Source organism: Nitratidesulfovibrio sp. 1201_IL3209 (genome assembly GCF_036763125.1).
Lineage (GTDB): Bacteria > Desulfobacterota > Desulfovibrionia > Desulfovibrionales > Desulfovibrionaceae > Cupidesulfovibrio.
In genome coordinates, this window is the sequence record NZ_JBAIYT010000019.1 from 25,090 (window position 1) to 44,376 (window position 19,287).

Consider the following 19,287-nt stretch of genomic DNA (forward strand, 5'->3'; position numbering starts at 1 on the left):
GCAAACGGGCCGCCCCGGCAATGCCGGAGCGGCCCGTGTCGCGTCGTGCTCGGGGTGATCTACTTTTTGGCCTTGGCCGCCGCCTCCAGCGCCATGTCCACGGCGTCGGAGAACAGGTCCAGCGGCAGCGAGCCGCGAATGACCAGGTCGTTGACCAGGAAGTACGGGGTGCCCTGCACGTTCAGCGCGCGGGCCTCGGCCATGTCTTCCTCTATGGAATCCTTGACCTTCTTGCCCTTGATGTCCTGGGCCAGGCGCTTCATGTCCAGTCCGGCCTCTGCGGCGGCCTTCTTGAGGAAGGGTTCGCCCTCGGCCACCAGCTTTTCGCGGTCGCGGAACACGGTTTCGTAGAACGCCCAGGCCTTCTTGCCGTCCTGCAAGCCCGCGGCCACGTGGTACTCCGAGGCCAGCCGGGCGTTGTCGTGGCTGTCCAGCGGCATGTGCTTGAAGACGTAGCGCACCTTGTCCTTGTAGTTGGCCAGCAGCAGTTCCACGGTGCCCGCCGCCTGCTGGCAGTAGGGACAGGTGAAGTCGGAGTAGGCCACGATGGTCACCGGCGCGTTGGCCGGGCCGCGCATGGGGCGGCCTTCCAGGTTGGCCTTCTTGGGCTGGGTCAGGTCCGTCTGCCACTGGGCGAGGAGCGCCTTCTTGCGGCGCACGTTGGAGCCCTGCTGGGCGATTTCCAGCACGGTTTCGCTGTTGTCGCGCAGCACTTGCAGGATCAGGTCGGGATTTTCGCGCAGCAGGTCGCGCAGGGCGGCCTTCAACTCTTCGTTGGAAGCGGAAGCGGCCTGCGCGGGTGCGGGCGCCATCGAGGTCACGGCAAGGGCCAGCGCCAGCAGCAGGGGGATGAACAGGGTGCGGAGCATGCGTCTTCTCCCGGAAAGGGGGGATGGTGGGCGGGGCAGGCGCGCCCGGAAAGGGCACGTCCGGAAAGGGCCGGAAACCGGACGGAAGCGGGCGCGCGACGGTACCCGCCCCTTCTACACGCCCGCGCATGCGGGGGCAAGTTCGCGGGCGCTTGCCGACGGTTGCGGGTGCGCGGGCCGGGAGCGAACGGGGTGAGGGCGGGCCGGGGCCGGAGGGCTGGCCGGAACTGGCCGGAACGGGGTGGCGGGCCGGAAATGAAGTCGGGCGGCGGCGACGGCGCGGCAAGGAGGTGTCCGCGCCGCCGCCGCACGCCCGGTCTACCGTCGGGGTGTGGGGGGAAAGGCGAAGGGGGTAAAGGGCAACTGGCCCCTACCCCATGCCGAACAGCCGGGCGCAGGCCACGGCGGCCATGCCCACGGCGATGGTGCCGAAGAAGCTGCCCGTGCGCCACGCCACCAGCGTGGCGGGCACGGCGGCCAGCAGGTACAGGTTGTCGGCGGCCATGTGCACCGCGCCCGCCTGCATGGTCAGGTCCGGGGCCAGCAGGGCGGCCAGCACCGCCGGGGGCACGAAGGACAGCCAGCGGGTGATGACGGGGTTCAGTTCGCGCTGCGACAGCAGTTGCAGGGGCACGGCGCGGGGGATGTAGGTGACGGCAAGCATGCCGCACAGCATCAGGAAGAAGGTGGTGGTCATGTCCGGTTTCCTCGCGGCGCGGCTACAGGGTGGGGGCGCGGCCCGGCCCGGCCGGTTCCGCCAGCCCGTTCAGCCCGTTCAGGTCATCCGTTCCGTCCGGTTCCCGGCCGTCGCCGTCATCTGCCGCGCCGTGGGCGGCCCCGGAGTCCGCCGCGCACCGTGCCGCCTGGGCCCGCACGGGCAGCAGGGTGCACAGGGTGGCCGAGCACACCGTGGCGATGATCACGTTCCACTGCCCGGCCCCGGCCAGGGCCAGCAGCACGGACAGCGCCCCGGCCAGCACGGCGGCCAGCGCGAAGCGCCTCGCCTTGCGACAGTACGGCAGCAGCAGGGCGATGAACATGGCGGGCAGGGCGTAGTCCAGGCCCAGGGGGCGCACGTCGGCCACCAGCTCGCTGCCGAACACGCCGATGACGGTGCCCAGAACCCACGAGGCTTGCGCGGTCATGTTCAGGGCCAGGGTTTCGGCGCGGGGGGGCTCTGGCCGCGCATCGCCGGGGGCCGAGGGCAGGCGGCTTACGTGCAGGGCGAAGGTCTCGTCCGTGAGCTGGAAGGCGAACAGCCATTGCAGCGCGCGCGGCCAGCGGCGCAGGGCCGGGGCCAGCGCGGCGGACATGAGCAGGTGGCGCAGGTTGACCACGAAGGTGGTCAGCACCACCGTGGCCGGGGATGCCCCGCCCGCCAGCAGGCTGACCGTGATGAGCTGGGCCGACCCGGCGAAGACCATCAGCGACATGCACACCGCGCCCGATGCGGGAATGCCGGTCTTGCGGGCCAGCACCCCGAAGGCGAAGGCCACCGGCACGTAGCCGAGCACGATGGGCAGGGCCTGGCGCATGCCGGACAGCACGGCGGCCAAGCGGGGCGCGGGCGCGGCGGCCGTGCCGGGATGCGGCCCGGGCTGGTGTGGCCCGTACTGGTGCTGCCCGGACTGGCGCGGCGGGGTCCGATGGTCCATGCCGGGCGACGAATCGGTATCCATGGTGCAACCTCCGGGTTGCACATGACCATGAAATCTGTCACCTGAACAGATACAGTCAAACTGAAAAACAAGCATAACAGATGGCGTGGCCGCAGGCTTGGCCAGAGTAGCCCAACTGCATTCCCCACGCCCGCCGCACCCGCGAGGAGGCCCCATGCCCGCCCGCCCGTTTGCCGCCACGGCCCGCGACGCCGATACGGACGTCGATCCGGACGCCGGTTTCGACGCGCCCGCCCCCCCCGGCGGCCCGCCCCACGGCGACACCGCCGCCTTCCACTACCACCGGGTGGAGCGCCACGTGGCGGACATGATCCAGTCCGGCCGGTTCCGCCCCGGCGATCGGCTGCCGTCCCTGCGCGGGCTGGCCACCTCCATGGGGTTGTCCATCGCCACCGTGGGCCACGCCTATCTGGAACTGGAGCGCAAGGGCATCATCGAGGCGCGGCCCCGCTCCGGCTATTTCGTGCGCCGGGGCATGCGCGGGCTGCCCGTGCCGCAGGCCCGCCCAGAGCCGCCCACCGGCCCGCGCGAGGTGAACCGCGCCCGGCTCATCTCCACCGTGCTCGAAGCCGTGGGCAACCGCGACCTGGTCCCCTTCGGGGTGCTGTGCCCGGACGAATCGCTGCTGCCGGGCCGGGCGCTGGGGCGCATCCTGTCCGAGGTGATGCGCTCGCGCGCGGGCGAGGCCGCCGCCTACGCCACCATTCCCGGCGACATCGAACTGCGCCGCCAGATCGCCTGGCGGCACCGCGAATGCGGCGTGGGCGCGGGGCCGGACGACATCCTGGTCACCAACGGCGCGGTGGAGGCGCTGTACATCGCCCTGCGCTGCCTGACCCGGCCCGGCGACATCGTGATGATCCAGTCGCCCACCTACTACTGCTTCCTGCAACTCATCGAATCGCTGGGGCTGCGGGCCATCGAGGTGCCCAGCACCCCGGAGGCGGGCGTGGACCCGCGCGACGTGCGGCACATCCTGGACCGGCACCGGGTGGCGGCGTGCGCCTTTTCGCCCAACTTCAACAACCCCGACGGCAGCCTGACCCCCGACGACGCCAAGCGCGAAATCCTGGACATGCTGGCCGGGCGGGGCATCCATCTCATAGAAGACGACGTGTCCACGGACCTGCACTACGGCCCGTCGCGGCCGTCCACCTTCCTGCAATGGGACGCGCACGGGCTGGTCACGCTGTGCTCGTCGTTCTCCAAGACCGTGGCGCCGGGCTTCCGCATGGGCTGGATGGTCACCGGGCGCATCGGAGAACGCGCGCGGGAGATAAAGGCCACCACCAACGTCTGCGGGGCCACCCTGCCCCAGTTCGCCATGGCCGAATACCTGCGCCAGGGCCTGCTGGAGCGGCAACTGCGCCGCCTGCGCACCGCCTTTTCGCGCCAGATGCAGGCCATGCGCATGCACCTTGCGGACTGCTTTCCGCCCGGCACCGGCGTGACCCGGCCCGAAGGCGGAGGCGTGCTGTGGGTGGAACTGCCGCCCGGCACCGACGGCGTGGAACTATTCTTCCGCGCGCGGCAGGCGGGCATATCCGTGGCGCCGGGGGCCGTGTTCAGCACGCAGGAAAAGTTCGCCAACTACCTGCGCCTTGGCTGCAACGGCCTGTGGAACGAACGCATGGCCGAAGGGCTGCGCACCCTGGGGCGGCTGGCCGGGGAGTGCCGCGCGGGGGCGGGGGCGCGGTAAAGGACGCGACAGGAACGCGACAGGAACACAACAGGGGGCAGCGGGAGAAGGTGCCAGGTATGCCACGGGCCGGAGGAGCGATTCTCCGGCCCGTGGCGTTTGCATCGAGAGCGGAGGACCGGTGGGCCGAGGGGGGGGCGGTGCAGTGGTGCAGCGCAAAGGCCGGAATCGGCGTCCGGGCGGCATTGTCGTGTTCCCGGAGGTTCTCCGGTTTTTCGCGTCATGGCCGCGTACCCTTGGGACCGCCCGGCAACCCCCTTCCACCCCCCCTGCGGTCGTATTCATCCGCAAGGCATGGGGTAGCGTGGCTCCGCGCCATCGGGGCGCGCATCTCCCTGGCGGCGGGGCGCCCTGCAACCCGCCTCGCCGCCTTGCCTGCACCACATGGGCACGCCGCATGGCGTCCGAAGCAGCGCATCCATCTATACACGGAGGCACGTATGAACTACGGCTTGTTCTCGTCCGGCCTGAAGAACGCTGACGACCCCCGCCGCCGCAAGCTGGCGGGTTCGCTGGAAGGCGTGGTGGGCCGCGCCCGCTCGGCGCGCACCATGCAGGACTGGTATGGCGAACTGGTGCAGGGCATCCGCACCATCGACGCCTTCGGCCGCGACGAACAGGATCCGTTGCCCGACGACGAGGACAAGGACTGGCGGCAACGCTTCCAGCGCACCATGTTCGACGACACCGGCGTGCGTGATCTGCAAGACTATGCCGTGTTCCGGCAGCCCCGCGACCGGGGCTACGACATGCTGCAGGAAGAGCGCATGCGCGACATTTTCGAGGGCAGGAACGCCCCACGATCCGAACGACAGCCCCCGAAGGGCGTCGAGTGGAGGGGAGCCCTCAGGGCCGACGAGGTGAAGGGGGAATTGCGCACCATGCCGGGCACTGCCGAAACCAGGGGCGAGTTGGCGCTGTTTTCGAACAACGCCGGAAGCGGCTCCACCTCCGAGCGGAACGGCGCGCCGGGCACGCGCTGGTGGGAGCGCGCCATGGAGACGGCCTTTCCGCAGGACGTGCATCCCTGGCAACGACTGAAGCCTTCCGCCGGACAGGAGCGTTCGCCCCGCGTCGGCGCGATGCTGCGCCAATGGCCCGACGCAACGGATGCGACGAGCGACGACGACCTGGCGCTGCGCGGCGGCGCGGCTCCGGCGCGGGAAACGCAGGACGATCCTTTCGCGGGCACTCTGATGGCGGCCAACCGCAACGGCAGCGCCCAGCGCAATGGCAGCGTCACGGACGCGGGGGGCGGCGCAGGAGGAGGCAAGGCTGTAATGGGCCGCCGCACGCCGCCGCTGGAGGATTTTGCCGACCCGAAGCGGAACATCCTGCGGCCGGACAAGATACTGGACTACTACGACAAGCCCGGCGACATCACCAAGCTGCACGAGACCACGGGCAAGGGGCTGGAAACCGTTTCCAAATCAGGGTCCTGCGGGTCGTACCAGTTGACCGGGGGTACGCTGAAGGATTTCATGAAGAGTCCCGAAGCGGCGAATCTGCCGGAAAAGTACCGGGCGCTGCAAGACGACCCCAAGGCCATTGCCGCTGCATGGCCGGAAATGGCCCGTGAGCATCCCGACGCGTTGTCCGCCGCCAACGAGGCGTATATCCAGAGAACGCATTATGAGCCGACACTGAAAGCCTTTGAAAAGGCTGGCCTTGATACGGGTTCGGAAGCCATTCAAGGCGCGGCTTTTTCCATGGGAGTTCTGCGGGGCGGGAACGCATTTTCAAGAAACGTGGCGAAACATCTCCCAGATAGCGACACGTTGCGGAACATGGGTGTGGAGGAGCAGTTGGATGCATTGGGGAAGGCGTTCAAGATGGGGTACGATGGAGACAAGGAAGTGCGCGATCGTGTCGACAATGAATTTAATGGTAATTTGATAAATCTGCACAGAGCTATCGAAGGTGGAAAAGTGGAGAGTGAGGGTGATGAGAATTAGGCTGATGTTTATCGCACTGGTACTGTGGGTGACAGTGCCCGCCTGCCTTAATACGGCACATGCAGAACAGGTGTCTTTGGAAGGTGTCGTGGGTGTATATTCAATCTATCATGATGGAACGAGCACAGGCCTGTCGGATAAGTATGGAAGAACTTTCGAGAAGGTTTTTCAGGTGTGCTCTATGGGGGATACGTGCGGCATAGATGGGGTTGTGGAAACAGCAGAGCGGCTTGGACCGGTGTTTCTTCGCATTGACAGGGTGCGGCGCATAGCCGCCACGGAACGCGTTCCCATTGATGTTACGGGAGCATGGCACAGCTACCCGACGGGATATTGCTTCTTGGAATCCTCGGGGTACCAGATGCCCTGGGCCGTGATGATGCAACGGTCCGAACCCGCGCGGCGCATTGCTGCGGTGTGTGCCGATGGTGATGTTTGTCGCATTCGGGGCCTAGGCACCCGGGATCCGCAGGATGCCAGCGGGGTCATGCCCTTGGAATTGCACGAGGTGGAACTGGTACGGCGCGCCCGTCTGGTAACGGTGGAGATGACGGGCGTCTACTCCGGCGGCAGCGCGGGGAATTTCGATGTCGTCGGGGACGAGGAGGACCAGTTCCTCGACGGACTGGAGCGGTTCGAGCATACCCCCGTGGGGCGCACCATGCCTTCCTGCGAGCGGTACCGGGTCGTCGCGCTGGTACGGGATACCGATCCCCACCGCGTCGTGGACCTGCTGGCCGTGGGCTGCGCCCGTCCCTACGCCAGTGACATTCCGGCGGCGGTGGAGGGCGGTCCGCAGTGAGCGGCGCATGCAGGGGGCGGGCGGTGGCGGCGGACGGGCATCGGCTGCTGCCCCGCATCGGGCATGGGCGGAGGCGCGGGTGATGGAAACGTGAGGCGGAGTCAGACAAACGGGCCGGAGGAGCGATCCTCCGGCCCGTTGCGTTTGCGGGGGATGGGGTGGTGGGGAGGCCGGGGCGTGGGCTACCGCGCCAGCGGGTCGGTGTCGCTTTCGGGCGCGAAGAAGAAGGCGGCGTCGAAGGGGCCGAAGCTGCCGGTGTCGGCCATGATGGTGAAGAACTCCACCCGGCCGTAGCGGCGCAGGCGTTCCTCGGTCACGCCGTTGCGGGCGTAGTAGTCCGCGCGGGGCTGCGGGGTGCGGGTTTCGGTCAGGTCGTACACGGCCTCGTCGGTTTCGCCCCAGGCGTGCAGCACCCATTTGCCGTTCAGGTGCAGCCAGGCGTGCACCACGCGGCAGTCCTCGCACTCGCTGGCCACTTCCAGCGCGGCGTCGAAGCAGGCCGGGCGGTGCGCCCCGGCGGCGCACTGGCAGTCGTGGTCATGGTCGTGGCCGCAGCCGCAGGCGTCGGCTTTGGGGGGCTGGAAGGGATCGTGGCTGTGCATGGCGTATCCTTGCGCGCCGCGTGGCGGCGGTGGTGCGTGACGGTGGTTGCGTACGTGGTGCCGGATGGCCGTCCGATGGGCCGCATGTTCGGTGACCGGACCCGGCTCCACGTCCGGCCCGGTGACGGTGCGCCGAAAGGGCGGTGCGCGTCAAGATGACGGTGTACGGACGGTGGGTGAATGGCGCGGGACGGGTGGCTGATGCCGCCCGTGTTGCCGCGACTACGCCGTTTCCGCCGTACCGCCGTTGTTCGCGCCGTCATCCGCACTGGCGCGGCAGCCCCCGGCGGCGGCATCCCCTTCGCCCAGCGCCAGCAGGGCCGCGCCCAGGGCGTTGCCCACGTCGTAGCGGCCGGGAAAGGTCACCGTGGTGGACAGCGCCTGCGCCACGGCGGGCAGCAGATGGCGCGACGCCGCGCCGATGCCCACCATGGGCACCCCCAGCGACACGTTGACCCGCAGCAACGCATGCCGGTGCCGCTGGGCCAGGTAGGCCGCGAAGTTGCCGCCCACCTCGCGCCGGGCCACGTGCTGGACCACGGCGTCCTCGATGCGTCGACTGGCGGCGGCCAGCACGGCGCGGGCCGCGTCCTGTGGCGTGTTGGGCCGTGCGCCGGGCGGCAGCAGGGCGGCCAGCGCCCGCGCCCCGGCCAGCGCGGCGGCGGTGTTGCCCGCCCCGGTCGGCAGATCGGCCAGATCGGACAGATCGGACAGTCCGGAAAGATCCAGCAGGCCCAGCACGTGCAGGGCGTCGGTGGGGGTGAACCCGGCCACCTGCACGGCGCGCTGGCGCACCAGCCTGTCCACGGCCCGCTCCAGCGTGCTTTCCGGCAGGCGCAGCGCGCGCAGCAGGTCGCCCGCCGGGGTGGGGCCATGGGCTTGCAGATGGTCCAGCACCGCGCGTTCGGCGGCGTCCCCAGATGGTGAGGGCGGTGGGGCCGGTGTGGACGGTGAGGCCGGTGCGCCCTGTGCGGGTGGCGCGCCGTGTTCGCCGCTGTCCGTGCCGTCCGGCCCGCCGCATACGCCCTCGCGGCGCACGGGACAGATGCACCGCGCCCGTCCGCCGGGCCGCAGCCATTCCGCCGGGTCGGGCAGGGGACCGGCCATGCACAGCGGCACCACGCGCAGCGGCCCCACGGACAGCGTGCCGTCGGCCTCGGGCCGCACCAGGCTGTCGCCGCCCACGCCCACGGTGAACATTTCCACGGCTTCCACGTGGGTTTCCCAGTCGCCCACCACCATGCCGTCGGCCTGGATGACCGGGCGGCCCCGGCGCAGCAGGGTGACGTCGGTGGTGGTGCCGCCCACGTCCACGATGAGGGCGTCCGGCGGGGGCGGCGTGTCTGGTGCCGCATCCTCAGCCGCGCCCGGCGTTTCCCCGCCCCGGTTCGCGCCTTCGTCACCATCCGGCAGCCGTCCGGCGTCCTCTCCTGCCAGCCGTCCGGCGGCAAATGCCGCGCCGTATCCGGCCATGGCGGCCGGGCCGCTGGCCACGGTGGCCGATGCGTTGCGCAGGGCCGCGTCCATGGGCATGGCCGTGGCGTCGCCGCGCACCACCAGCACGGGGGCGGCAATGCCAAGGCCGTCCAGCGCGGTGCGCACCCCGTCCAGAAAGCGGCGCATCACCGGCAGCAGCCGGGCGTTGAGCACCGCCGTGGCCGCGCGCTCCTTCATGCCCGCGCGCGAGCTGGCCAGGTGCGAGCAGAACACCGGCTTGGGGTCCACCATGGAGATGGCCCGCTCGGCCACCAGTTCGTGGGCCGGGTTCACGAAGCTCATCATGCCGCACACGGCGTAGGCGTCCACCCGGTCCCGCATCAGGCGGATGGAGTCCACCAGCCGGTCGAGGGCCAGCGGCGCCTCTTCCGAGCCGTCCAGCCTGTGGCCGCCGGGGATGGCGTCCATGGACGCGCAGGGCACGGTGATGCGCCCGGCGTAGCCGATGATGAACAGCCCCACCTCGGCCCCCTGCCCTTCCACCACGGCATTGGTGGCCAGGGTGGTGGACACGGAGACCAGGTCCACGGCCCCGGCGGGCAGGCCGGACGCGGCCAGCGCGGCGGCCATGGCCCCGGCCATGCCCCGGCCCAGGTCGTGGTGGGTGGTGGGCCGTTTGGCCGACGCCACCACCCGGCGGGTGGCGGCGTCCACCAGCACGGCGTCGGTGCAGGTGCCGCCGGTGTCCACGCCCATGACGTAGCGGACGGGCCGAACGGGCCGGTCAGGTTGGTCGGGGCGGGCTGGTTGGGCGTCGGCGGCCGTGGCGGCGGGGATGCGGGATTGGCTGGTCACGGAAAAAACCTTGGAATACAGATGGATGGGGCCGGGCGTCCACCGGGTCTAGGCCAGTCGGGTCCAGGCCAGTCGGAACTAGGCCAGTTTCAGGCCGTTGGCCACGGGCCGCTCCGGCACGGCCAGCACGACGCTGCCGTCTGCCTGCGCGAAGCCGGTGACCAGGAATTCCGAGCGGAACGGCCCGATCTGCCGGGGCGGAAAGTTCACCACCCCCACGATCTGGCGGCCCAGCAGGTCGCCCGCGCCGTACAGGTGGGTGATGCGCGCGCTGGACTTCAGCACGCCGATGCCCGGCCCGAAGTCGGCCCACACCTTCCACGCGGGGCTGCGGGCTTCGGGAAATTCCTCCACCTGCACGATGGTGCCGGTGCGCAGTTCCACCTTCTCGAAGTCGTCCCAGGTGATGGCGGGCAGGCCGGATGCGGCGGCGGGGGTGCTCATGGTGCGTTGCTCCCGTGATGCAGTGGTGTGCCCGGAGAGGCGCGCAACGGCGCGGGCCGGGCTGTTTATTCCGGTCTGGTGGCGGCGAACAGCGCGCCTTCGGTGACGGACGAACTGCGGTGGCCGGTGCGGCCGATGCAGGCCGCGTCGTGGAATCCCGCCTCGCGGAGCATGGCCAGGAACACCGTTCCCGGTACCGCGCCGCCCTGTCAGCGGAACCAGGTGGACACCACGTCCGCGCCTTGCGGGGCGGGGCCGTCCAGTATCTGGTCGGCCAGGCGCAGGCGGCCGCCGGGCCGCAGCACCCTGTGGATTTCGCGCAATGCGGCGGGCTTGTCCACCACCAAACTGAACACCCCGTTGGAAATGACCACGTCGAAGCTGCCGGAGGCGAAGGGCAGGCGTTCCGCCCCGGTCTCCACGAAGCGTATGGGGGCGGACTGTTCCGGGGCGCGGGCCGCGGGAGCCGCCGCGTCGTCCATGGCGGCAAGATTGGCGCGGGCGCGGTCCAGCATGTGCGGGCTGGCGTCGGCCCCGGTCACCGCGCCGCCGGGTCCGGCCAGCAGGGCGGCGCACAGGGTGTCCACCCCCGCGCCGCAGCCCACGTCCAGCACGGCATCGCCGGGGCGCACCGGGCAGGCGGCCAGTTCCGGCGGCAGGCAGCGGTCGCGGGGGGCGGTGTCCGGGGTGCCGCCATGCGGCGCGGCGGGGGGCCCGTCGTCAGAGCGGACGTCAAGGCGGTCGCCAAAGCACACCGGGGCGTCCAGTTCCGCATCCGGCATGTCGTTGAACATGTCGCCCGGCACGCCGCTGCCCGAGGCGGACACCTGCTCCGCATGGTCCGGTTCCGGCAGGAAGCATACCGGCGGCCACACGCAGGCGTCCACGGCCGCAAAGGGGTTGCCCACCCCGCAGAAATGCGCGCGCACCCCGGCGGGCAGGCGGCTGGTAAGCGCTTCGTCATAGCCCAGCCCGGCCAGCCCGGCATCGCCCACCGGGTAGCGGAACTTGCCCTCCGGCCCTTGGGCCACGGCGATGAAGCGGTCGCGCACGGCGCGGGCGACGAGCGCCCGTTCCGCCGGGCCGAGTCCGGCGGGAGCCTGCCCGGCAGGAGCGTGTCCGGCGGGAGCGTGCCCGGCGGCGGCACGCCCGGACGGAAACATGGCGGCGGGGGATGGCGCGGCGGACCCGCCCGGGGCCTGCGGTGGCGCTCAGGCCCCGGCGGCGCAGGAATCGCCCGCGAAGGGCGGCGTGCGGCGGTGCATGGATTCCTCGTGGAGGTTGCGATGTCGGCGCGGGCCGGTTTGGGTGGTGCGCGCGGCGCGCGACGGATGCGGCTGCCCGCGCCCCGGAGTGACACGGGCAGGCGTGCTGCCCGTGGCTGTCATAGGGGGCGGCGCGGCGTGCCGTCAATGAGAGGGGCGGGAGCGGGGAGAGCGGCGAGCGCGGCCAGCGCGGCGGGGCAGGTTCGCCGCCGCGCCGCCCGTCGCAAAAGCGGGGCGCGGGGCTTTTTTTTCCCGCGCCCCGTGGCGTTGTGCATCCGGCAGTGCGGCATCCGGCAGTGGGCATCCGGCTATTCCCCGGCAGCCTCCGCCAACTGGCGGCCCAAGGCGCGGCAGCGCTCCAGCCCTTCGTCGTCGGGGTTCCACGCCTCGCGGGCCGGGTCGCCCACCTGCGAGAAGCCGCACTTGGCCAGCCGTTCGGCCAGCACCTTGGGCGATTCGCCGCTCCAGCCGTACGAGCCGAAGGCGGCGGCCTTCTTGCCCCGGAACTTCAGCCCTTCCACCTCTTCCAGCAGGCCCGCCACCGAGGTCAGGACGCCCCGGTTCACCGTGGGCGAGCCCACGGCCAGCACCTTGGACCGGAAGATCTGGGTGATGATGTCGTTCTTGTCCACCAGGCCGGAGTTGAACAGCTTCACCGTCAGCGTCGGGTCCGCCTGCGCGGCCCCGGCGGCGATGGCCTCGGCCATGCGCCGGGTGGAGTTCCACATGGTGTCGTACACCACGCTCAGTTGGTGCTCGGCGTAGTTGGCCGCCCATTCCTGGTAGCGCCGCACGATCTGCAACGGGTCCTTGCGCCAGATCACCCCGTGGCTGGGGCAGATCATGTCCACAGCCAGGCCCAGGGCCAGCACTTCGTCGATCTTTTTCGTCACCAGCGGGCTGAACGGGGTAAGGATGTTGGCGTAGTACTTGATGGCCTCGGCCCACAGTTCGCATTCGTCCACCAGGTCCGCGAACATCAGTTCCGAGGCGTAGTGCTGGCCGAAGGCGTCGTTGCTGAACAGCACGTTCTCGCCGGTCAGGTAGCACATCATGGAATCGGGCCAGTGGAGCATGGGCATTTCCACGAACACCAGCTCGCAACTGCCCAGCGACAGTTTGTCGCCGGTGCGCATCACCCGGAAGTCCCAGTCCGCGTGGTACTGGCCCTTCAGCGACTTCACCCCGTTGGCCGAGCAGTACACCGGCACCTTGGGGATGTGGCGCATCAGTTCCGGCAGCGAACCGCTGTGGTCCGGCTCGCCGTGGTTGGCGATGACGTAGTCGATGGACGAAAGGTCCACCACCCGCGCGAGGTTGGCCACGAATTCGCGGGCGTACGGACCCCACACCGTCTCGATGAGCGCGGTGCGGCCGCCGGGGTCGCGCACCAGATAGGCGTTGTAGCTGGAGCCCTTGTGGGTGGAATATTCCTGCCCGTGGAACGTGCGCAGTTCCCAGTCGATCTTGCCCACCCAGTGGACGCGGTCGGTCAGTTGCATGGCCTGCCTCCGTGCGGCGCGCGTGGCGCACCCTTCCGGCAGCGCCGCGTGACGCGGAAGGGTGAAAAAGGGGATTGCCGATGGTGTCAGGCTGGCAGGATACGCGGCAGGTGTCAACCGGGCCGGGATGGCCCGGCGGGCAAGGGGGGCGGGGCGGGCGCCCCCGGCCGGGAGGCGACACGGAAAACGGCGGAGGGGATGGCCCCTCCGCCGTCGGGCGTGGCGAGTGTCCCCGGCGCCCCGATGCTCCGGTGCGTTGGACGGAACCCCGGCCGCCGGTCGCCATGGGCTGCCGCACGGGATTCCGCGAGCGCGGGGTGGGTGGGGGGATGTGCCCGCCGGGCCTGCCAGTGCGGCCCGGCGGACGGTGCGCGGTTCCGGTCAGGCGTGGCAGCCCGCGCGCGGCGTATCCTCGCCGGGCACCCACACGCACTCTTCGGACGAGGCGCGGGGAATGCTCACGGTCAGCACGCCATCCTTGAGGGACGTGGACACGCCTTCGGCCACCGCATCGTCCGGCAGCACCAGAATGCGCCTGAAGGTGCCGGACTTGCGCTCCATGCGGTGCCAGCCCCGGCCCTTGTCCTGCGGCGAGGAGTGCATGCGGCCGGTGATGAACAGCCGCCTGCCGTCCACGTGAACGTCCACCCCCACGTTGCTGTCGGGGTCATCGATGGCGGCGCCATGGCCGTTGCCGTCCGAGGCGCGGACAAGGCCGGGCACGTCGGCCACGACGACGTAGGCGTCGTCCTCCACCGCGATGTCCACCGCAAGGCGGCGGGTGCCTTCAAAGCCGCACTCGGCGGACTGCAGGGGCATGGCCGTGTACAGCAGTTCTTCCGCCCCCGCCAGTTCCATGAGCCTGCGGACCTTTTCCCGTTCGTCGGCGCATTCCACGTCGTAGGGAATGGGGGCCGCACGGCGGCTGTCATCATGCCGGCCGGAACCGGCGTCTTCACGTTCGGCACCCCTGCGGAACCAGTTCCGGGGGTGCAGTGCGTCCAGTTTCATGGCGGTTCCTCCGTTGTCTTCACCGGCGGGACATGCGCCGCGCGGCCGGGCTCCCAATGGCTCGATCCCGGATGGCTCGACCCCGGATGGCCGGGCCGCCGTGCGCGAGGCTCCGTGAACAACGGTCTGCCGGGCATCCCGTGACGCGGGACGCCGGGCGTGCAGGACGGCGGGGACATGGGGCCGGATCGCGCGGCGCGCGCCGGTTCATAAATGAAAATAATTATCATTCAAGACTTGGCAACCGCCACCGCCACCGCGACTTCACGCCATGGCGGACGCACTGCGCAGGCGGCGCGAAAAGGGCGGGACGCCCGGCCGTTGCCGTGGCGTCCCGCCCGTGGGAGCCGTTGTTCTACTGCTCTGCTGTCCCGCTGTTTCGCTGTCCCGCCGGTCCCGCAGGCCGGTGGCTAGGCCTCGTCGTGCTGCATGCGCTCGATGAGCCTGCGCAGCGAATGGGCCTGGGTCGCCAGTTCTTCCACCGCGCGGGCCGACTCGTTCATGCCGGCGGAGGTCTCGCCCGAGATGCGGTTGATCTCGTCCACGGCCCGGTTGATCTCCTCGCTGGCGGCGGACTGCTGCTCGCTGGCCGTGGCGATGGAGCGCACCTGGTCGGTGGCCTGTTCCACCAGGGTGACGATCTCGCGCAGGGCTTCGCCGGAACTGCCCGCGAGGCCGGTGGCCTCCTCGATGGACGCCACGGCGCGCTCCACGTGCTCCACGTTGCGGCGGGTGCCCTGCTGGATGCCCGTGATGGCCTCGCCCACTTCTCGCGTAGCCTGCATGGTTTTTTCGGCCAGCTTGCGCACCTCGTCGGCCACCACGGCGAAGCCGCGCCCGGCGTCGCCCGCGCGCGCCGCCTCGATGGCGGCGTTGAGCGCCAGCAGGTTGGTCTGGTCCGCGATGTCCGAAATCACGTTCATGATCTTGCCGATGCCGTCGGCGCGGCGGCCAAGGTCGGCCATGTCGTCCTTCAGGGCCACGGCCTGGCGTTCCACGGCGCCGATCTCCTCCACCACGCGGCCCACCACGGCGGCCCCGGTGTCGGCCTTCTGCCGGGCGTGCTCGGCGGTTTCCGCCGCCTGCGAGGCGTTGCGGGCCACTTCGAGCACGGTGGCGTTCATCTCTTCCATGGCGGCGGCGGTTTCCGCCACGCGCTGCGACTGCACGGCCGCCCCCTGGGTGGACTGGCCGATCTGGGCGGAAAGCTGTTCCGAGGCGGAACCCACCACCTCCACTACGCCCTGCAACTGTCCGGCGGCGGCCAGCATGCCCTCGCGCCGCGCCGATTGGGCGCGCCGGGTGGCTTCCTCCGCCTGGGCCATGGCCGCGCGGGCGCGTTCCGCCTCGGCCCCGGCGTCGCGGGTGGCGGCCTCGGCCTCGCCGATCTTGGCCTTCAGGTTGTCCACCATGGTGCGCAGGCTGTCGGCCAGCTGGCCCACCTCGTCGCGCTGGTCGATATCCAGCCGGGTGTCCAGCCGCCCTTCGGCCACGGCAGAGGCGAACACCACCCCGCGCCGCAGCGGCCGCACGATGGAGACGGTCAGCAGCACCCCGGCCAGCAGCGCCAGGGCGGGCACGGCCACCATCAGCACGGAGATCACCGTGCGCCGCCCCGAGGCGGTCTGCGCGGCGGCCTGCTGCTGGGCCTTGGCCGAGGCCATGTTCACGGAAATGACGTCGCCCAGTTCCTTGAACAGCACGCGGCTGCGCTCCGTGGCCGGACCCAGCACGAAGGCGGCGGCCTTGTCGTGGGCGGCGGTGTCGCCGGGGTTGCGTTCCCAGCCGCCGATGAGGGCGGCTGCCTCGGCCATGTCGCGCTCGAAGGCGGCAAGGCTGTCCAGGAATTCGTGCCACTCGGCCTGTTCGGACGCGCCGTGCTCGATGGCTTCGTACCGGGCGATGCCCGATTTGAAGGCGGTGACGGCGTCCGCCAGGTTCTTGTACTGGCGAGCCCTGTCGGTCAGGCCGGGGATGAGCAGGGTGCGGTGGGCCACGGTGACGTTGCGCAGGTTGAAGCGCGCCTGGGCCAGGGATTCGATGCCGGGCAGGTACACGTCGGAAAGTTCGGTCTGCGCGGCCAGTTGTTCGCGCATGCTGACGTAGCCCGCGATGCCGAGGCCCATGGACAGCAGGGCGACGAAGATGAAACAAGAAACGAGACGGGTGCCGATTCTGACGTTGCGCATGCAAAGTCCCCCTTGCGGTGCCATACGTGCATGGTGTGGCCCTTCCGGCGCCCGCAAAGGGCGGCGGCCGGAGGGGCGGAACGGTGGTGGAGCGCGGAGCGGCCGTGCCTTTCGGATGATGCCGCGCGGGACGGACCCTTCCGGTAGAAAGCAGCGCTACACCGGATGCCAGTGCCCGTGCAATCACTTTCGCATGCGCGGCGCGCCTGTCGGTGACCTAGGTCACGAACGGGCGGCGTCTCCGGATCCGGCCCGGATATCGGGGGATGCCACGGGTGCGGAACCCGGTGGAAGCGCGGGGGCGTTGCAATGGGCGGCCGGGCCGGGTATGCCTGAAATGGGGCCGGAGCCCGCGCTGGCGGGTATCCGGCGTTCCGGGCCGCCGGTTTGCGCCGGGCGGTCCGCCCCGCGCGCCGATTCCGTCCGCAGATTCCATCCGGCAGGGGCGCTTCGCGGCGCCGTCGACCATGCCGTTCCGGATTCCGTTTCCGGCCCGTTCTGACCAGTCCCGTTCCGCCAACTTACAGGAGCACAACATGACGCAGCGCGTTCAGGTGGGTGGCCTGCAGATCGCAGCGCCGCTGTATGACGTCATCGTCCGCGACATCGCGCCGGGCACCGGCGTAGACCCCGACCGGTTCTGGACCGCCCTCGAGAACATGGTGGAGACCATGACCGGCAGGAACCGCGCCCTGCTGGCAAAACGGGCCGAACTGCAGGACGCCGTCGACGCCTGGCACCGCGAGCGGCGCGGCGTCCCGCACGACGGGGCCGCCTACGAGGCGTTCCTGCGGTCCATCGGCTACCTGGTGGCCGAGGGGCCGGACTTCGCCGTGACCACCGAAGGGGTGGACCCGGAAATAGCCCTGGTGGCCGGGCCGCAGCTGGTGGTGCCCATCACCAACGCCCGCTACGCCCTGAACGCGGCCAACGCCCGCTGGGGCAGCCTGTACGACGCCCTGTACGGCACCGACGTGATTCCCGAAGACCCGGCCCAGGGCGGGGTGCCGCGCGGCGGCGCGTACAATCCCGCGCGCGGGGCGCTGGTGGTGGCGCGTGCCGCCGCCTTCCTGGACCAGGCCTTCCCGCTGGCCAGGGGCAGCCATGCCGACGCGGCGCGCTACGACGTGCGCGGCGGCCGCCTGGCGGTCACCCTGAAGGACGGCGCGGAAACGGGCCTGGCCGACCCGGACCGCTTTGCCGGGCATTCCGGCGCGCCCGCCGGGGGCAACGGCGCGGTGCTGCTGCGCAACCACGGCCTGCACGCGGAAATCCGCATCGACCGCGAGCACGCCATCGGCCGCGAGCATGCCGCCGGGGTGCGCGACGTGGTGCTGGAGGCGGCCATGACCACCATCCTCGACTGCGAGGATTCCGTGGCCGTGGTGGACGGGGCGGACAAGGCCCTGGCCTACCGCAACCTGCTGGGCCTGTTCCGGGGCGACCTGTCGGCCGAATTCCCCAAGGGCGGGCGCAGCGTGCTGCGCACCCTGAATCCCGACCGCGAGTACGTCGGGACCGACGGAGAGTCTTTCGCGCTGCCCGGCCGCAGCCTGCTGCTGGTGCGCACCGTGGGCCACCTGATGACCACCGACGCGGTGCTCGCCCGGTCCGGCGAAGAGATTCCCGAAGGCATGCTGGACACCCTGGCCACGGCCTACATCGCCCTGCACGACCTGCGCGGCACGGCTCGCTACCGCAACAGCCGGACGGGTGGGGTGTACATCGTCAAGCCCAAGCAGCACGGGCCGGAAGAGGTGGCCTTCACCGTGGAGCTGTTCCGCATGGCCGAGGACGCCCTGGGCATGCCGCGCAACACCCTGAAGATCGGCATCATGGACGAGGAGCGCCGCACCACCCTGAACCTGAAGGAATGCATCCGCGCGGCGGCCGAGCGGGTCATCTTCATCAATACCGGCTTCCTGGACCGCACCGGCGACGAGATACACACCTGCATGGAGGCGGGCCCCGTGGTGCGCAAGAACGCCATGCGCGGCGAACGCTGGATCACCGCCTACGAGGACTGGAACGTGGACGTGGGCCTGGCCTGCGGCCTGGCCGGGCGCGCCCAGGTGGGCAAGGGCATGTGGGCCAAGCCGGACATGATGCGCGAGATGGTGGAAACCAAGATCGCCCACCCGAAGGCCGGGGCCAACTGCGCGTGGGTGCCCTCGCCCACGGCGGCCACCCTGCACGCCATGCACTACCACGCCGTGGACGTGGCCGCCGTGCAGAAGACCCTGGCGGGCCAGCGCCGCGCCACCCTGGCCGACCTGCTGACCCTGCCCCTGCTGCCGGCGGACCCGGCGAAACGCCCCACCCCGCAGGAAGTGGAAGAGGAGTTGGCCAACAACTCCCAGTCCATCCTGGGGTACGTGGTGCGCTGGGTGGAACAGGGCATCGGCTGCTCCAAGGTGCCGGACATCACCGACGTGGGGCTGATGGAGGACCGGGCCACCCTGCGCATTTCCAGCCAGCACATCGCCAACTGGCTGCACCACGGCATCTGCACCCGCGAACAGGTGGTGGAGGTGCTCAGGCGCATGGCCGCCGTGGTGGACCGCCAGAATGAAGGCGATCCGGCCTACCGGCCCATGAGCGCCGATTTCGACGCCAGCGTGGCCTTCCAGGCCGCGTGCGACTTGGTGCTGCTGGGGCGCGAGCAGCCCTCGGGCTACACCGAGCCCATCCTGCATGCCCGCCGCCGGGAGGCGAAGGCGAAGTTCGGCATCCTGTAGGGCACGCGCCGCCGCAAGCCATTGGAACACCGCCCCGCCGGACGCGTCCGGCGGGGCGGTTGCGTCACGGGTTCCGTCCGGCCCGCCGCGCGTCTTTCCCCTTGCCCGCTCCCCCGGCCTTCACTATGTTGGGATACTGGGCGATCCGCCTCGTCGTCCCCCCAGCCGTTTGGGGATGCCGGTCATGCGCGGCGTGCCGCCCGTCTCGGAATTTCCGCATTCGCCACGGCAGGCCGCGTG

The 19,287-nt window shown here is 70.5% G+C and carries 14 protein-coding genes; 4 read left to right on the top strand and 10 right to left on the bottom strand.

Features of this window, described 5'->3' with window-relative positions; translation table 11 throughout:
* Positions 1-59: 59 nt before the first annotated feature.
* The 3 genes from V6B97_RS10300 to V6B97_RS10310 all read right to left on the bottom strand — a co-directional run bounded on the left by V6B97_RS10300 (position 60) and on the right by V6B97_RS10310 (position 2,548).
* The gene (locus tag V6B97_RS10300; RefSeq protein WP_333506419.1) at positions 60-869 is read right to left on the bottom strand and encodes a DsbA family protein; all 810 of its coding nucleotides are present in this window, start codon (positions 867-869) and stop codon (positions 60-62) included.
* Between the two features lie 370 nt (positions 870-1,239).
* On the bottom strand, positions 1,240-1,566 hold the full coding sequence (locus tag V6B97_RS10305; protein WP_333506420.1) for an AzlD domain-containing protein: 327 nt from the start codon (positions 1,564-1,566) through the stop codon (positions 1,240-1,242).
* A 22-nt stretch (positions 1,567-1,588) separates the two neighbouring features.
* Positions 1,589-2,548 (bottom strand): AzlC family ABC transporter permease, encoded by a 960-nt coding sequence (locus V6B97_RS10310; protein ID WP_333506421.1) that lies wholly within the window; start codon positions 2,546-2,548, stop codon positions 1,589-1,591.
* 154 nt (positions 2,549-2,702) lie between these two features.
* On the opposite strand from V6B97_RS10310, the gene V6B97_RS10315 reads away from it, so the two are divergent.
* From V6B97_RS10315 to V6B97_RS10325, 3 genes are all read left to right on the top strand, one after another.
* The gene (locus tag V6B97_RS10315) at positions 2,703-4,247 is read left to right on the top strand and encodes an aminotransferase-like domain-containing protein (protein WP_333506422.1); all 1,545 of its coding nucleotides are present in this window, start codon (positions 2,703-2,705) and stop codon (positions 4,245-4,247) included.
* A 440-nt stretch (positions 4,248-4,687) separates the two neighbouring features.
* A complete protein-coding gene (locus tag V6B97_RS10320) occupies positions 4,688-6,202 on the top strand; it encodes a hypothetical protein (protein WP_333506423.1) in 1,515 nt (504 codons plus the stop codon).
* Between the two features lie 487 nt (positions 6,203-6,689).
* Positions 6,690-7,004 carry a hypothetical protein gene (locus tag V6B97_RS10325; RefSeq protein WP_333506424.1) on the top strand — a complete coding sequence of 105 codons (315 nt, stop codon included), beginning with the start codon at positions 6,690-6,692 and terminating at the stop codon, positions 7,002-7,004.
* Between the two features lie 182 nt (positions 7,005-7,186).
* Here the strand turns inward: V6B97_RS10325 and V6B97_RS10330 are convergent, their stop codons facing one another.
* The 7 genes from V6B97_RS10330 to V6B97_RS10360 all read right to left on the bottom strand — a co-directional run bounded on the left by V6B97_RS10330 (position 7,187) and on the right by V6B97_RS10360 (position 16,309).
* A complete protein-coding gene (locus V6B97_RS10330) occupies positions 7,187-7,606 on the bottom strand; it encodes a hypothetical protein (protein WP_333506425.1) in 420 nt (139 codons plus the stop codon).
* Between the two features lie 222 nt (positions 7,607-7,828).
* Positions 7,829-9,799 carry a hydantoinase/oxoprolinase N-terminal domain-containing protein gene (locus tag V6B97_RS10335; protein ID WP_333506457.1) on the bottom strand — a complete coding sequence of 657 codons (1,971 nt, stop codon included), beginning with the start codon at positions 9,797-9,799 and terminating at the stop codon, positions 7,829-7,831.
* Between the two features lie 177 nt (positions 9,800-9,976).
* Positions 9,977-10,342 carry a tRNA-binding protein gene (locus V6B97_RS10340; protein WP_333506426.1) on the bottom strand — a complete coding sequence of 122 codons (366 nt, stop codon included), beginning with the start codon at positions 10,340-10,342 and terminating at the stop codon, positions 9,977-9,979.
* A gap of 209 nt (positions 10,343-10,551) precedes the next feature.
* The gene (locus V6B97_RS10345; RefSeq protein WP_333506427.1) at positions 10,552-11,505 is read right to left on the bottom strand and encodes a methyltransferase domain-containing protein; all 954 of its coding nucleotides are present in this window, start codon (positions 11,503-11,505) and stop codon (positions 10,552-10,554) included.
* A gap of 410 nt (positions 11,506-11,915) precedes the next feature.
* Positions 11,916-13,109 (bottom strand): anaerobic nitric oxide reductase flavorubredoxin, encoded by a 1,194-nt coding sequence (locus V6B97_RS10350; RefSeq protein WP_333506428.1) that lies wholly within the window; start codon positions 13,107-13,109, stop codon positions 11,916-11,918.
* Between the two features lie 381 nt (positions 13,110-13,490).
* Positions 13,491-14,120, bottom strand: coding sequence for an Hsp20/alpha crystallin family protein (locus tag V6B97_RS10355; protein ID WP_333506429.1), 630 nt, complete (start codon positions 14,118-14,120; stop codon positions 13,491-13,493).
* Positions 14,121-14,530: 410 nt separating this feature from the next.
* Positions 14,531-16,309 (bottom strand): methyl-accepting chemotaxis protein, encoded by a 1,779-nt coding sequence (locus V6B97_RS10360; protein ID WP_333506430.1) that lies wholly within the window; start codon positions 16,307-16,309, stop codon positions 14,531-14,533.
* A gap of 536 nt (positions 16,310-16,845) precedes the next feature.
* Here V6B97_RS10360 and V6B97_RS10365 point away from each other — a divergent pair.
* On the top strand, positions 16,846-19,047 hold the full coding sequence (locus V6B97_RS10365) for a malate synthase G (RefSeq protein ID WP_333506431.1): 2,202 nt from the start codon (positions 16,846-16,848) through the stop codon (positions 19,045-19,047).
* Positions 19,048-19,287 lie beyond the last annotated feature (240 nt).

Bases quoted from the DNA above. Each gene is read 5' to 3' on its own strand.
- V6B97_RS10330 (WP_333506425.1), bottom strand. From the start codon at position 7,606: ATGCACAGCCACGATCCCTTCCAGCCCCCCAAAGCCGACGCCTGCGGC.
- V6B97_RS10360 (WP_333506430.1), bottom strand. From the start codon at position 16,309: ATGCGCAACGTCAGAATCGGCACCCGTCTCGTTTCTTGTTTCATCTTC.
- V6B97_RS10340 (WP_333506426.1), bottom strand. From the start codon at position 10,342: ATGAGCACCCCCGCCGCCGCATCCGGCCTGCCCGCCATCACCTGGGAC.
- V6B97_RS10365 (WP_333506431.1), top strand. From the start codon at position 16,846: ATGACGCAGCGCGTTCAGGTGGGTGGCCTGCAGATCGCAGCGCCGCTG.
- V6B97_RS10345 (WP_333506427.1), bottom strand. From the start codon at position 11,505: ATGTTTCCGTCCGGGCGTGCCGCCGCCGGGCACGCTCCCGCCGGACAC.
- V6B97_RS10305 (WP_333506420.1), bottom strand. From the start codon at position 1,566: ATGACCACCACCTTCTTCCTGATGCTGTGCGGCATGCTTGCCGTCACC.
- V6B97_RS10335 (WP_333506457.1), bottom strand. From the start codon at position 9,799: ATGGGCGTGGACACCGGCGGCACCTGCACCGACGCCGTGCTGGTGGAC.
- V6B97_RS10355 (WP_333506429.1), bottom strand. From the start codon at position 14,120: ATGAAACTGGACGCACTGCACCCCCGGAACTGGTTCCGCAGGGGTGCC.
- V6B97_RS10320 (WP_333506423.1), top strand. From the start codon at position 4,688: ATGAACTACGGCTTGTTCTCGTCCGGCCTGAAGAACGCTGACGACCCC.
- V6B97_RS10310 (WP_333506421.1), bottom strand. From the start codon at position 2,548: ATGGATACCGATTCGTCGCCCGGCATGGACCATCGGACCCCGCCGCGC.
- V6B97_RS10350 (WP_333506428.1), bottom strand. From the start codon at position 13,109: ATGCAACTGACCGACCGCGTCCACTGGGTGGGCAAGATCGACTGGGAA.
- V6B97_RS10300 (WP_333506419.1), bottom strand. From the start codon at position 869: ATGCTCCGCACCCTGTTCATCCCCCTGCTGCTGGCGCTGGCCCTTGCC.
- V6B97_RS10315 (WP_333506422.1), top strand. From the start codon at position 2,703: ATGCCCGCCCGCCCGTTTGCCGCCACGGCCCGCGACGCCGATACGGAC.
- V6B97_RS10325 (WP_333506424.1), top strand. From the start codon at position 6,690: ATGCCCTTGGAATTGCACGAGGTGGAACTGGTACGGCGCGCCCGTCTG.